Annotated in this window: 12 protein-coding genes; 7 read left to right on the top strand and 5 right to left on the bottom strand. The window is 63.6% G+C overall.

Annotated features, from left to right (window positions below):
• Window positions 1-21 precede the first annotated feature (21 nt).
• Complete coding sequence (locus BH682_RS15025) at window positions 22-1182, bottom strand: MFS transporter (RefSeq protein WP_050655280.1); 1161 nt, start codon at window positions 1180-1182, stop codon at window positions 22-24.
• Window positions 1179-2033 carry a PAC2 family protein gene (locus BH682_RS15020; RefSeq protein ID WP_223257810.1) on the bottom strand — a complete coding sequence of 285 codons (855 nt, stop codon included), beginning with the start codon at window positions 2031-2033 and terminating at the stop codon, window positions 1179-1181. Before BH682_RS15020 ends, BH682_RS15025 begins: the two co-directional genes overlap by 4 nt.
• A 168-nt stretch (window positions 2034-2201) precedes the next feature.
• On the opposite strand from BH682_RS15020, the gene metH reads away from it, so the two are divergent.
• The 6 genes from metH to hisG all read left to right on the top strand — a co-directional run bounded on the left by metH (window position 2202) and on the right by hisG (window position 9525).
• A complete protein-coding gene (gene metH, locus BH682_RS15015; RefSeq protein ID WP_075833239.1) occupies window positions 2202-5771 on the top strand; it encodes a methionine synthase in 3570 nt (1189 codons plus the stop codon).
• Window positions 5764-6462 carry an HAD family hydrolase gene (locus BH682_RS15010; protein WP_007729900.1) on the top strand — a complete coding sequence of 233 codons (699 nt, stop codon included), beginning with the start codon at window positions 5764-5766 and terminating at the stop codon, window positions 6460-6462. Before metH ends, BH682_RS15010 begins: the two co-directional genes overlap by 8 nt.
• A 12-nt stretch (window positions 6463-6474) precedes the next feature.
• Window positions 6475-7335 carry an oxygen-dependent tRNA uridine(34) hydroxylase TrhO gene (trhO, locus tag BH682_RS15005; RefSeq protein WP_042450983.1) on the top strand — a complete coding sequence of 287 codons (861 nt, stop codon included), beginning with the start codon at window positions 6475-6477 and terminating at the stop codon, window positions 7333-7335.
• 57 nt (window positions 7336-7392) lie between these two features.
• The gene (locus BH682_RS15000; protein ID WP_075835288.1) at window positions 7393-8253 is read left to right on the top strand and encodes a pseudouridine synthase; all 861 of its coding nucleotides are present in this window, start codon (window positions 7393-7395) and stop codon (window positions 8251-8253) included.
• Between the two features lie 59 nt (window positions 8254-8312).
• Window positions 8313-8576: a phosphoribosyl-ATP diphosphatase gene (locus tag BH682_RS14995; protein WP_003944933.1), complete on the top strand. Its 264-nt coding sequence runs from the start codon at window positions 8313-8315 to the stop codon at window positions 8574-8576.
• A gap of 97 nt (window positions 8577-8673) precedes the next feature.
• Entirely contained in the window at window positions 8674-9525 is an 852-nt protein-coding gene (gene hisG / locus BH682_RS14990) for an ATP phosphoribosyltransferase (RefSeq protein ID WP_003944905.1), read from the top strand.
• 46 nt (window positions 9526-9571) lie between these two features.
• Here hisG and BH682_RS14985 read toward each other — a convergent pair whose 3' ends face one another.
• Both BH682_RS14985 and BH682_RS14980 read right to left on the bottom strand, forming a co-directional pair.
• On the bottom strand, window positions 9572-10381 hold the full coding sequence (locus tag BH682_RS14985; protein WP_075833237.1) for a thioesterase family protein: 810 nt from the start codon (window positions 10379-10381) through the stop codon (window positions 9572-9574).
• Between the two features lies 1 nt (window position 10382).
• Entirely contained in the window at window positions 10383-11273 is an 891-nt protein-coding gene (locus BH682_RS14980) for a RecB family exonuclease (RefSeq protein WP_370852750.1), read from the bottom strand.
• Between the two features lie 87 nt (window positions 11274-11360).
• Between BH682_RS14980 and BH682_RS14975 the strand changes: the two genes are divergently transcribed.
• Window positions 11361-12335: a tRNA (adenine-N1)-methyltransferase gene (locus BH682_RS14975; protein WP_223304531.1), complete on the top strand. Its 975-nt coding sequence runs from the start codon at window positions 11361-11363 to the stop codon at window positions 12333-12335.
• A 64-nt stretch (window positions 12336-12399) separates the two neighbouring features.
• On the opposite strand, the gene BH682_RS14970 is transcribed toward BH682_RS14975, so the two are convergent.
• Window positions 12400-12924 (bottom strand): hypothetical protein, encoded by a 525-nt coding sequence (locus BH682_RS14970; protein ID WP_075833235.1) that lies wholly within the window; start codon window positions 12922-12924, stop codon window positions 12400-12402.
• Window positions 12925-13008: the final 84 nt, after the last annotated feature.

Raw genomic sequence — 13008 nt, 5'->3', positions numbered from 1 at the left:
ATTCGAAATTGCCGAGACCGATCAGCGTTGCTTCGGCATGATCAGGGGAGCGACGACGGCGAGCAGTAGTGCCGGGATCAGGAAGCTCGCGGCAGGCGAAGAGTCGTAAATCGGTGTCAGGGCCAGGGGAGCAAGAGCGGCGCCGCCGAAGCGCATCGCTTGGACGACGGACACGGCGCCGCCACGGTTCGGCCCCGCGGATCCGAGGACCGCCGCGTTGACGCCGACCAGCACGAACTGGCTCGCGACGCCTGCGACAAACCATGCGATCGCGATCACCGGCACCAAGCCGGCAAGGCCGACTACGGAGACCAGAACTGCTCCGCCCAGGGCGCCGATCATCACGGAGGAGCGTGCGCCGATGCGATCGATGAGGATTCCGATGCGCCGGGCCGAGAGGATGCCGGCCACGCCGAAGACGGTGAGCAGTAGGCCGCGGACGGTGGGGGACAGCCCGAACTCGTCTTCGAAGCGGAAGGCGAGCAGGAAGCTCAGTCCACCGAGGGCGCCCCAGCCGAGCAATGCAGCGATACCGATGCGGAGCACTTCGGGGCGTAATGCATCGCGGAGACGGGCGGGAGTGGTCGCTGCCGGTGCTTCGGACTTCGGAAGTCCGACGGCTCCCAGAATGCCCGCGACCACTGCGATGACGAGAAAGGCCAGACGCCAGTCGAATTCGGCCGCCAGTCCGCCGATCAACGGAGCCGACGACTGCCCTGCGGCCTGGAAAGCGCCGAAGGCTCCGAGGGCTCGACCCAGCCGTGCCTGCGGTGTTGCGGCCGCCAACGAGGCAAGCAGTAGCGGCGTGGTGAATGCGTTCGCGGAGCCCTGCAGTACCCGGGCGGCAAGGAAGATCTCGAGTGTCGGGGCGAGGAAGCATGCCAACGACGCGAGGACGTAGACGCCGTAAGCGATGCGCACCGTCCGAACCTTGCCCCACCGCGTCCCGAGTGTCCCCGACACCAACATCAGAGCGGCGAAGGGGAGCAGGTACGCGGTGAGGGAAGAGGCGGCCGCCGACGGACCGACCCCTAGATCGTCACCGATCTCGGGAAGGATCGAAGCAACCACGCCGCCGCCGAACGGGCCGAGGAACCCGCCGGCGTACAGCGCGATCAGCTGAAGCCGGAGGCGCAGTGGGCGCTGTGTACTTCCGCCTTCTTCTGGAGTGTTCTTGCTCACAGTCCGAAGCTGCCGGGGCCTCGCCGTCTGAGGTAGCGCTCGAATTCCGCGGCGATGGCATCGCCGTCGATCTTGGAGATTGCTTCGCTGATGTCGGTTTCGGCGTCTCCCCGTTCTTCCAGGGTGCGCACGTATTCGCCGATTTCCTCGTCGTCCGCGGTCATTTCGTTGACCGCTTCCTCCCAATCCTCCGACTGAGCCGGGAGCTCCCCGAGTGGGACCTCGATGTCGAGAACATCCTCGACTCGTTGAAGGAGGGCCACTGTGGCCTTCGGGTTGGGTGGCTGCGAGACGTAGTGCGGAACCGCCGCCCAGAACGAAATAGCGGGTACACCAGCACGAACGCACTCGTCCTGAAGAACCCCGGTGATGCCCGTCGGGCCTTCGTACCGCGTCTGTTCCAGGTTGAATCGGGCGGCGGATTCACTGCTGTAGGCCGTGCCCGTCACCGGGACCGGTCGGGTGTGCGGAGTATCGGCGAGCAGGGCGCCGAGGATGACGACCGTCTTGACGTTCAGTTGGTCGATCAGCTCGAGCAGATCCTCGCAGAAACTGCGCCACCGCATGTTGGGCTCGATCCCGCGAAGCAGGACGATGTCGCTCTCGCTGCCAGGAGGCGAACAGACCGACAAACGTGTTGCCGGCCAAACGATTTCGCGAGTGACACCGTCGACCTGCCGGACTGTGGGGCGGTTGACCTGATAGTCGTAGTAGTCCTCTGAATCGAGTTCGGCGAGCGGCTGGGCATCCCAGATCAGCTCGAGATGTTCGACCGCACCGCTGGCTGCGTCACCGGCGTCGTTCCAGCCCTCGAAAGCTGCAACGAGGATGGGATCACGTAGGACAGGGATGTCGCCCTCGAGGCGGTCGCTGCTGTCGACGGCAAAGCCGTCAGGGCTCTCGAAGGCCGCGGAATCATCGAAATCGACCGGGCCGTCGGGAGTGACGGGGAACTCACTTGGACTCACCCACCCAGCCTACGGCCAGAGCTTGTCGGTGCGCCCACTACTCTGGACGGCATGTCTGCCCCATTTAACTCTGCCCTGCTTGATGCGCTGAAACAGCGCGTTGTCATCGGCGACGGAGCGATGGGCACCATGTTGCAGGCCGCGGACCTCACCCTGGACGACTTCCTCGGCCTCGAGGGGTGCAATGAGATCCTCAACGACACCCGTCCCGACGTGCTCAAAGACATCCACCGCGCGTACTTCGCCGCTGGTGCCGATGCCGTCGAGACCAACACCTTCGGTTGCAACCTGCCCAACCTCGCCGACTACGACATCTCTCACCGGATCCGCGAACTCGCGGAAAAAGGCACTGCTCTCGCCCGTGAAGTAGCGGACGAGATGGGACCAGGCCGCGACGGCATGGCCCGATTCGTACTCGGCTCGATGGGACCGGGAACCAAGCTCCCCAGCCTGGGACACGCACCGTACGCAGTCCTGCGTGACGCGTACACCGAAGCTGCGCTCGGCATGATCGACGGTGGCGCCGACGCCATCCTCGTCGAAACCTGCCAGGACCTGCTTCAGGTGAAAGCTGCAATCCTCGGCAGCCAGCGTGCGATGGAGCAACTCGGACTGCGGTTGCCGATCATCACTCACGTGACGGTCGAGACAACCGGAACGATGCTCCTCGGCAGTGAGATCGGTGCGGCGCTGACGGCACTCGAGCCACTCGGTATCGACATGATCGGTCTGAACTGCGCCACCGGGCCGGCCGAGATGAGTGAACATCTCCGTCATCTGTCCAAGTACTCCACGCTGCCGGTGTCGGTCATGCCCAATGCCGGCCTGCCGCAGCTCGGTCCCAAGGGCGCCGAGTATCCGCTGACTGCCGACGAATTGGCCGAAGCCCTCAGTGGTTTCGTCTCCGAGTTCGGACTCGGCCTCGTCGGTGGCTGCTGCGGTACGACGCCCGAGCACATCAGCGCGGTCGCCGACGCGGTCCGTCAGGTCGAGAAGGCCCAGCGCACGCCGATCCACGAGCCGAGCACCTCTTCGCTGTACTCGGCGGTGCCGTTCGAGCAGGACGCCAGCATCCTGATGATCGGCGAACGCACGAACTCCAACGGCTCCAAGGCTTTCCGCGAGGCGATGCTCTCCGCGGACTACCAGAAGTGCCTGGACATCGCCAAGGACCAGACCCGCGACGGCGCACACATGCTCGACCTCAACGTCGACTACGTGGGCCGCGACGGTGCCGCCGACATGTCGGAACTTGCCAGCCGCCTGGCGACGTCCTCGACGCTGCCGATCATGCTCGACTCCACCGAGCCTGCCGTCCTGCAGGCCGGCCTCGAGCACCTCGGTGGCCGCTGCGCCGTCAACTCCGTCAACTACGAAGACGGCGCCGGCCCCGAATCGCGTTTCCACAAGATCATGACTCTGGTCAAGGAGCACGGCGCGGCGGTCGTCGCCCTGACCATCGACGAAGAGGGCCAGGCTCGCACCGCCGAGACGAAGGTCGCCATCGCCAAGCGTCTGATCGAGGACATCAAGGGAAACTGGGGACTCGCCGAGTCCGACATCATCGTCGACGCCTTGACCTTCCCCATCTCGACCGGTCAGGAAGAGGTACGACGCGACGGCATCGAGACCATCGAAGCGATCCGTCAGCTCAAGGCTGCGTACCCGGAACTCCACTTCACCCTGGGTATCTCGAACATCTCGTTCGGTTTGAACCCGGCAGCTCGTCAGGTCCTCAACTCGGTGTTCCTGCACGAGTGCACCGAGGTAGGTCTGGACACGGCGATCGTTCATGCGTCCAAGATTCTGCCGATGGCCCGAATTCCGGACGAGCAGCGTGAAACTGCACTCGACCTCGTCTACGACCGTCGTAGCGAGGGGTACGACCCGCTGCAGAAGCTGATGGCTCTGTTCGAGGGCGTTTCGGCAGCGTCGGCGCGTGAGTCTCGTGCGCAGGAACTGGCGGGACTTCCGTTGTTCGACCGGCTCGAACGCCGCATCGTCGACGGTGAGCGCAACGGCCTCGACGACGACCTCACCGAGGCGATGACGATCAAGCCTCCGCTGGCCATCATCAACGAGACCTTGCTCTCGGGCATGAAGACCGTCGGCGAGCTGTTCGGCTCCGGACAGATGCAGTTGCCGTTCGTGTTGCAGTCGGCCGAGGTCATGAAGGCTGCCGTGGCATTCCTCGAACCGCACATGGAAGCGAGCGACGAGGACGGCAAGGGTCGCATCGTGATCGCGACCGTCAAGGGCGACGTTCACGACATCGGCAAGAACCTGGTCGACATCATCTTGAGCAACAACGGCTACGAGGTCGTCAACATCGGTATCAAGCAGCCGATCGCGACCATCCTCGACGTCGCGTTGGACAAGAAAGCCGACGTGATCGGCATGTCCGGACTGCTCGTGAAGTCCACTGTCGTGATGAAGGAAAACCTCCAGGAACTCAACGCACGTGGAGTCGCCGAGAAGTTCCCGGTGCTGCTCGGTGGTGCGGCGCTCACGCGCTCCTACGTCGAGAACGACCTGCAGGAGGTGTACGAGGGCGACGTCAGCTATGCCCGCGACGCCTTCGAGGGTCTGAACTTGATGGACCAGATCATGACGACCAAGCGTGGTGGCGGCCCGGCGCCGGACAGCCCGGAGGCCATCGCTGCTCGCGAGAAGGCTGCCGAGCGTAAGGCACGTCACGAGCGTTCCAAGCGCATCGCCGAAAAGCGTAAGGCTGCAGCGGTTCCCGTGGTCCTGCCGGAGCGTTCCGATGTCGCAACCGACATCGCGGTGCCGACACCTCCCTTCTGGGGCTCGCGCATCGTCAAGGGAATCTCGCTGTCCGAGTACTCGGGGCTGCTCGACGAGCGCGCTCTTTTCCTCGGCCAGTGGGGCCTTCGCGGTCAGCGCAAGGGCGACGGTCCGACGTACGAGGAATTGGTCGAGTCGGAAGGCCGTCCGCGACTTCGGTACTGGCTCGATCGGTTGACGTCCGAGGGCATCCTCGCGCATGCCGCGGTCGTGTACGGGTACTTCCCGGCGATCTCGGAGGGCGACGACGTCATCGTGCTCACCGAGCCGAAACCGGATGCACCCGAAAGGTTCCGGTTCACCTACCCGCGCCAGCACCGCGACCGCTTCCTGTGCATCGCGGACTTCGTTCGCTCGCGCAAGGACGCCGAGGCCACCGGGCAGGTCGACGTACTCCCGTTCCAGTTGGTGACGATGGGTCAGCCGATCGCGGACTTCGCCAACGAGTTGTTCGCATCGAACTCGTACCGCGATTACCTCGAGGTTCACGGAATCGGTGTCCAGCTCACGGAGTCTCTGGCCGAGTACTGGCATCGACGCGTCCGTGAAGAGCTAGTGCTTCCCGAGGGTCACACCGTCGCGGAGCAGGATCCCACCGAGGTTGCCGGTTACTTCGATCTCGAGTACCGCGGCGCTCGTTATTCGTTCGGATACGGCGCGTGCCCGGATCTCGAGGATCGAGCCAAGTTGGTTGCGTTGCTCGAACCCGAACGAATCGGCGTCGAATTGTCCGAGGAGCTGCAGCTGCATCCCGAGCAGTCCACGGACGCTTTTGTCCTGCACCACCCGGAAGCAAAGTATTTCAATGTCTGAGTTGTTGACCGAAGTATCCGAATCAACGCTCGGTGGTGTCCTGTGGGACATGGACGGCACCCTGCTCGATTCGGAGAAGCTGTGGGACATCGCGCTTCGTGAGCTGTCCCTACGCCTGGGCGGACCGATGACGGAAGCGACACGCGTTGCCGTCATCGGTGCGTCGAGCCCCTTCGCCCTTGCGACGGTGTTCGACGCTCTCGGCCTGGAGAAGCATCCCGATGCCATCGCCGAGGCGAAGGACTGGATGTACACCCGCGTCGGCGATCTTTTCGAGGACGGCGTGACCTGGCGGCCGGGTGCTCGCGACGCACTGTCGACCGTGCGTGACGGTGGTCTACGTTCGGCACTGGTCACCAACACCGAGCGAGTTCTGGTCGATCGGGCACTCGGCATGCTCGGCCGTGAGTTCTTCGACCATTCGGTGTGTGGCGACGAGGTCCCCAACGGGAAACCGGCAGCGGATCCGTACCTGCGCGGCGCGCATCTGCTCGGACTCGAGCCGGCGCAGTGCCTCGCGATCGAGGACTCGCCGACCGGCACGGCGTCGGCCAGCGCTGCGGGTTGCGCGGTGCTCGTCGTTCCGTGTGAGGTCGACGTCCCCGCCGGCCCTGGACGCGTGTTTCGAGAGTCCCTGTTGGACTTGTCCATTCACGATCTTCACGACGTTCACTCGAGCGCGGCACGTTAGGCTGGATTTGCTGTGGCTATTCCGAAAATTGTTCTCTTCTACCAGTTCACGCCGTTGGCGGACCCGGAAGCGATCAAGCTGTGGCAGCACAGCCTGGCCGAGTCCAACAACCTGACGGGCCGGATCATCGTCTCGCCGCACGGGATCAACGCGACGGTCGGCGGAGACATCGAGGATGTCAAGCGATATGTCCGTGGTACGCGTGGTTACGAACCCTTCCGTACCGCTGACATCAAGTGGTCGGACGGCCTCGGGAACGATTTCCCTCGTCTGAGTGTCAAGGCACGCTCGGAGATCGTGACGTTCGGTGCCCCCGACGAGCTGAAAGTCGACGAGAACGGTGTGGTCGGCGGAGGAGTTCACCTGGTGCCCAAGGAACTACACGAACTCGTCGACACTCGCGGTGACGACGTCGTGTTCTTCGACGGGCGCAATGCCTTCGAAGCCGAGATCGGCCGTTTCCGAGATGCGATAGTTCCGGACGTCGCCACCACTCGGGATTTCGTCAACGAACTCGACAGTGGCAAATACGACCATCTCAAGGGCAAAGCCGTGGTCACGTACTGCACCGGCGGAGTGCGCTGTGAGGTGTTGTCTTCGCTGATGCGCTCACGTGGCTTCGACGAGGTCTATCAGTTGGACGGCGGAATCGTCCGTTACGGCGAGACTTTCGGCGACCGCGGCCTCTGGGACGGTTCCCTGTACGTGTTCGACAAGCGGATGAACATCGAGTTCTCATCCGAAGCCAAGACACTCGGCGTGTGTGTCGATTGTGGTACTCCGACCCCGCGGTACCGCAACCGGATCGACGGCGACGGCCGAACCCTCGAATTGCTCTGCGAGAGTTGTTCACCAGACCTCGAGCAGGACTGAGCTGTGCCCAAGGCTCCGTTGCCGATCCGAAACGGTCTCGGACCTGACCGGCTGCGGATGCCGGCGGAGTCGTCGGCGCGGACCGTCCTCGAGCACCTGGTCGGCGAGCATCCCGGGGAGCGGGACCTGTGGGCGGACCTCGTCAGCGCCGGGGACGTCGTCGACGAGCACGGGCGGAAGATCACGAGCCGAACGCCCTATCAGCCGACCCGGTTCGTGTACTTCTACCGCGAGCCGGCCCCCGAGATTCCGGTTCCGCACGAGATCGAGATCTTGTACCGCGACGACTCGATTCTCGTGATCGACAAACCGCACTTCCTGGCGACCATTCCACGGGGAGCGCACATCGTCGAAAGCGCAGTCGTGCGCCTGCGTCGTGACCTGGACCTTCCGGATCTTGCGCCAGTTCACCGCCTCGACCGGATGACGGCGGGTGTCATCGTGTTCACCGTGACACCGGACCTACGACGGCCGTACCAGGAACTTTTTGCCGAGCAGCGGATCGTCAAGGAGTACGAGGCGATTGCGGGCTTCGATTCGGAACTGACTTTCCCTCGCACGGTGCGCAGCCGCATCAACAAAGTTCACGGCGAGATGACGGCTACCGAAATCGCGGGCGAACCGAACAGTGAGACCTCGATCGAACTGATCGAGGTGATCACCGACTCGGCCGGCCGGACGCTCGGGCGATACAGGTTGCTCCCACGGACCGGCCGGACCCATCAGCTTCGGCTGCACCTCAACTCGCTGGGCGTCCCGATCGTCGGTGACAACTACTATCCGGAGTATCTGCCCGCAGTGCCCGGTGACTTCTCGACTCCGTTGCGATTGTTGGCGCGAGCGTTGGAGTACCCGGATCCGATCACCGGGCAGACCCGCAGGTTCGTGAGTTCGCGCAGCCTCGACGCAGGCCTGTGAACACCGCTGTTCGTGGGCGTGTGAAAACCGCTTCCGTCCTCGTGAAAGAATGGCTACCCGTGAAGACCTTCGAATCCTTGTTCGCCGAATTGACCGAGCGCGCTGCTACTCGCCCCGAGGGGTCCGGCACTGTCGCCGCCCTCGACGCCGGTGTGCATGCTCAGGGCAAAAAGGTCATCGAGGAAGCCGGTGAAGTGTGGATCGCTGCGGAATACCAGAGCGATGAGCAGCTAGCCGAGGAAATTTCCCAGCTGCTGTACTGGACGCAGGTGTTGATGGTCGGTCGCGGACTGACCCTCGAGGACGTGTACCGACATCTGTGATCGGAGCTGACCAGCGAGATGTACTCCGTCTCGCTCGTCCAGGGCTTCCGATTCACGTCGTCTCACGTCACCCACACCTTCCGAAAGGACATCCACCATGCTGCGCGTAGCAGTTCCCAACAAAGGCTCACTGTCCGAGTCCGCCGCCGAGATTCTCAGCGAGGCCGGTTACCGTCGACGCACCGATTCCCGTGATCTGACAGTCCTCGATCCGGCCAATCAGGTCGAGTTTTTCTTCTTGCGCCCCAAGGACATTGCGATCTACGTCGGCTCCGGTGAGCTGGATCTCGGCATCACCGGTCGTGATCTCGCCGGCGACTCGGGTGCTCCCGTATCCGAGCGTCTGTCACTGGGCTTCGGCCGTTCGTCGTTCCGTTACGCAGCACCGGCCGGCAAGGACTGGGCCGTCGAGGATCTGTCCGGCCTGCGCATTGCAACGTCGTACCCGAACCTGGTCCGTAAGGACCTCACAGATCGCGGACTCGACGCCACCGTCATCCGTCTCGACGGAGCAGTGGAAATCTCGATTCAGCTCGGCGTCGCCGACGCGATCGCCGACGTGGTCGGATCGGGTCGTACTCTCCGCCAACACAACCTCGTGGCTTTCGGTGAATCGCTCTGCGATTCCGAAGGTGTCCTGATCGAGCGCACCGGCGCTCCGCAGGACGATCCCGCCCGCAACCAGCTCATCGAACGCGTACGCGGAATTGTCTTCGCGCAGCAGAATCTGATGATCGACTACGACTGCCCGCGCACCATCCTCGACGACGCCATCAAGATGACTCCCGGTATGGAATCGCCGACCCTCTCACCGTTGGCCGATCCCGACTGGGTCGCGGTTCGCGCGATGGTCCCGATCAAGGGACACAACCAGGTGATGGATGCCTTGGCCGAACTCGGTGCCAAGGCCATCCTCGCGTCGAACATCCGCTCGGTACGCGCTTTCTGATCACTGCCTGAATAGATTTACGCGCATTCGCGCCCGTTCCTGGAAATCAGGAACGGGCGCGAATCTGCAAAGTCTGGGCGATACGGCCCACGGCACCCTGCTCGTCGTAGAGCACGCCCGCACACATGCCGACGCCGTCCGGACCCGTTGTGGTTTCGGCGGCGACACCGACCCACTCTCCCTCGGGCACACGGAAGATATGCACCGTGAGATCTGTGTTGAGAAACGTCCAGTGCTCCGGGTCGAGCTTGGCGCCGACCCCGTTTGAGATGTCGGCCACCGCGAACAAACGCTCGAGAGCAGACATCTTCTCACCCTCGACCAGCTCTGGCTTGGGGCGCGCCCATACCTTGCCGGTTCCCACGCACCCGATCGGAGCAATCCAGGACCAGTCGAGGGTCTTGAGATAGCCGACGCTCCACAGACCCTCGAGAACGCCCGGGGTGCCGCTGTCGCGGGGTTCGAGCGGGGGATCGACTACGTGGACGACGTCGCCGGTATCCACCGTCTCCATCCGCCACGCCGTACCGCGCGCAACCGCGCGTGCAGATCCGTCGGCGGTGGTTGCCCACAGTTCGGCGACGATCAATTCGATTCGGCGACCGGGTCGTTCGATCCAGGACCGGACTTCGAGGTCGGCAATCGGAATCGGTCCGAGAATCTCGACGACGACGCGCGTCAGACGGCTTTCGTCGCGCGCACCGCACCGCTCGAGGGCTCGTACCAACAGCGCCGACGGGGGAGCGCCGTGCTGCAGTGTCGGGCCCCAGATGCTGACAGTTGCCTGCGTGCTCGCGAACCGCTCGTGCCCTTCCTCCGTCGTTCCGAGGTAGCGGTAGTACGAACTGTCCGTCATGTTATGAATTCTCCTTTGCGGCAACAGGTTCGGTGCTCAGCAGGTCCGGCCAACCTGGATACGGCGGAGGTGTTCCGCCGAACGAGGGGCACAGTGACTTGTGATCGCACCAGTCGCACAGTTTGCCAGGCTTGGGTCTGAAGTCTCCGGTCGCACCTGCTGCGAGGATCGCTTTCCAGATGGCGGAGAGGGTTCGCTCGAATCGGATGAGCTCGTCGTGATCCGGGGCGTACGTGAGAATCGAGCCGGAGGCCAGATAGATCAGGCGCAGTTGTGCGGGAACGATTCCGCGAGTGCGCAGCAGTACGAGCGCGTAGAACTTCATCTGGAAGAGCGCCTTGGATTCGGTGAACTCGCGAGGCGCTTTTCCGGTCTTGTAGTCGACCACCCGCACCTCACCCGTCGGTGCAACGTCTATCCGGTCGACGAAGCCGCGGAGTCGAACGCCGTTCTCCAATTCGGTCTCGACGTAGACCTCGCACGCCTCGGCATCGAATCGAGTGGGATCTTCGAGCGTGTAGTACGTCGCGACGAGCTTGCCGACTTCGTCGAGGAACGAATCCAGCTCGCCCTCCGGAACAAGGTCAGCGGCCTCGGGAGACTCGGCACTGACACGTTCCCACGCGGGACGGACGAGTTCGGCTGCGCGATCGGGAACCCGGTGACCGGTCGGGAGTGCAAACAGTGCTTCCAGTGCCGCGTGTACGACGGTGCCTCTGACCTGGGCTCTGGTTGGCGTTTCCGGAATTCTGTCGACTGCTCGGAAGCGATAGAGCAGGGGGCATTGTTTGTAGTCACCCGCCCGAGACGGAGAGAGCGCCGGCCGACTACGCGGGCGCTCGTGTGATGTTGCACCCGTTGGAGTGGGGGTTGGCAATTCGACAGAGCTCACACCTGGCAGGCTATGCGGTTGGTCCGACAACTCCGTCGGAGCCGGTGGCGAGGACACCGGAAACAAGCGAACAGGGATCATCTGCGCATGGCGAACGAGCTGCAACCAGAAGAAGGCACGACCGAAGTGGATGAGGTTGCGCAGTCCGCTGTCGCCGAGATTCCCGAACAAGACCTTCCAGAAGCTGATCTCACTGCGCCGGGCAAGCGGCCGTCAGGTCCGTTCCGCGTCGGCGACCGAGTACAGCTGACCGACGGCAAGGGACGCCACTACACGATCGTTCTCGAGGCGAACCGCGAATACCACACCCACAAGGGCGGAATCGTTCACAACGATCTGATCGGTGCCGACGAGGGCAGCGTCGTCAAGTCGGTCAACGGCACGCCCTATCTCGCACTGCGCCCCCTGCTGGTGGACTACGTGCTGTCCATGCCGCGCGGTGCCCAGGTCATCTACCCGAAGGACGCAGCTCAGATCGTCCACGAAGGCGACGTGTTCCCAGGAGCACGCGTGCTCGAGGCCGGAGCCGGCTCCGGCGCACTGACATGCTCGCTGCTGCGTGCCGTCGGACCCGAGGGCAAGGTCATCTCCTACGAGGTCCGCGACGATCATGCCGAACATGCGGTTCGCAACGTCGAGACCTTCTTCGGGGAACGTCCGCCGAACTGGGAACTGACCATCGCCGATCTCGCCGAGTTCGATCCGGAAGCGCACGGAGGCAAGGTCGATCGCGTCGTCCTCGACATGCTGGCCCCGTGGGACGTCCTGCCCGCCGTCTCGAAGGCACTCGTGCCGGGCGGCGTGTTGATCGTCTACGTCGCGACCGTTACTCAGCTCTCGAAGGTCGTCGAGGCGATGCGGGAGCAAGAATGCTGGACCGAGCCCCGCTCGTGGGAATCGATCGTGCGCGGTTGGCACGTCGTCGGATTGGCGGTGCGCCCCGAACATCGGATGCAGGGCCACACCGCGTTCCTCGTGAGCGCTCGTCGTCTCGCCGAAGGAACTGTCACCCCGAAGCCGCAGCGGCGTGCGGGCAAGGGCTCGAACACCGCGGCCAAGTAGTCACACGAAAACAACAAGAGCGGCGATCCGGTATCCGGATCGCCGCTCTTGTAGTAGCTGGAAGTTATGCGGTGCAGGAAGCGCGGCCCATTTCCAGGAGCACGCATGCCGAGGTGTCGGACAGCTTCCAGGAGCCGTCTTCGAGCTCCCAGGTCCACGGGGTGGCCGGGGCGGCGCCGTGCGGGCTGACGACGGCGACGTCTGCGGTTGCGGTCTGACCATCGACCTTGACGTTGTCCACGTTGAACGTGATCGCGTAGGCAGGGTTACCGCCCAGCGCAGCACTCATCGTCTCGATGTTGGCCTGACGCTTGGTTCCGTCGACCACCAGAGCGGTCTTCTCCTCGATCGGCTTGGCCGGATCGATCAGAGCGACGAGCGAAGCGTTGAGCTCCTCGGCCGTCGGAGCCGCTGCGGCAGCGGCAGCTGACGTCGTGGCGGAAGCCGAGGCCTTGGCCGTGGTGCTCGAGGCGGCGGCGGAAGTCGAACTTGCAGCCGTCGAATCCTTGTTGTCGTTCGAGCTGCATGCACCCATGGTCAGGACGGCAGCGACAGCACAAGCGCTGATGAGAGTCTTGCGGATGATCACAGCGTTACCTTTCGTTGTAAAGAGAGACAGGCGCTGTCTCCATCTTGTAGGCAAGGCTAACATGACCAAATTCTGGCTCGAGAC

The sequence above is a fragment of the Rhodococcus sp. YL-1 genome, assembly GCF_001942025.1.
In the GTDB taxonomy this organism is placed as follows: domain Bacteria; phylum Actinomycetota; class Actinomycetes; order Mycobacteriales; family Mycobacteriaceae; genus Rhodococcus_F; species Rhodococcus_F qingshengii.
Note: the sequence above shows the minus strand (reverse complement) of the source record. Positions and strands in the feature narration are given on the sequence as shown.

Excerpts from the sequence above, each read along its gene's own strand:
- metH (WP_075833239.1), top strand. The coding sequence starts at position 2,202 with ATGTCTGCCCCATTTAACTCTGCCCTGCTTGATGCGCTGAAACAGCGC.
- BH682_RS15010 (WP_007729900.1), top strand. The coding sequence starts at position 5,764 with ATGTCTGAGTTGTTGACCGAAGTATCCGAATCAACGCTCGGTGGTGTC.
- BH682_RS15000 (WP_075835288.1), top strand. The coding sequence starts at position 7,393 with ATGCCGGCGGAGTCGTCGGCGCGGACCGTCCTCGAGCACCTGGTCGGC.
- hisG (WP_003944905.1), top strand. The coding sequence starts at position 8,674 with ATGCTGCGCGTAGCAGTTCCCAACAAAGGCTCACTGTCCGAGTCCGCC.
- BH682_RS14985 (WP_075833237.1), bottom strand. The coding sequence starts at position 10,381 with ATGACGGACAGTTCGTACTACCGCTACCTCGGAACGACGGAGGAAGGG.
- BH682_RS14975 (WP_223304531.1), top strand. The coding sequence starts at position 11,361 with ATGGCGAACGAGCTGCAACCAGAAGAAGGCACGACCGAAGTGGATGAG.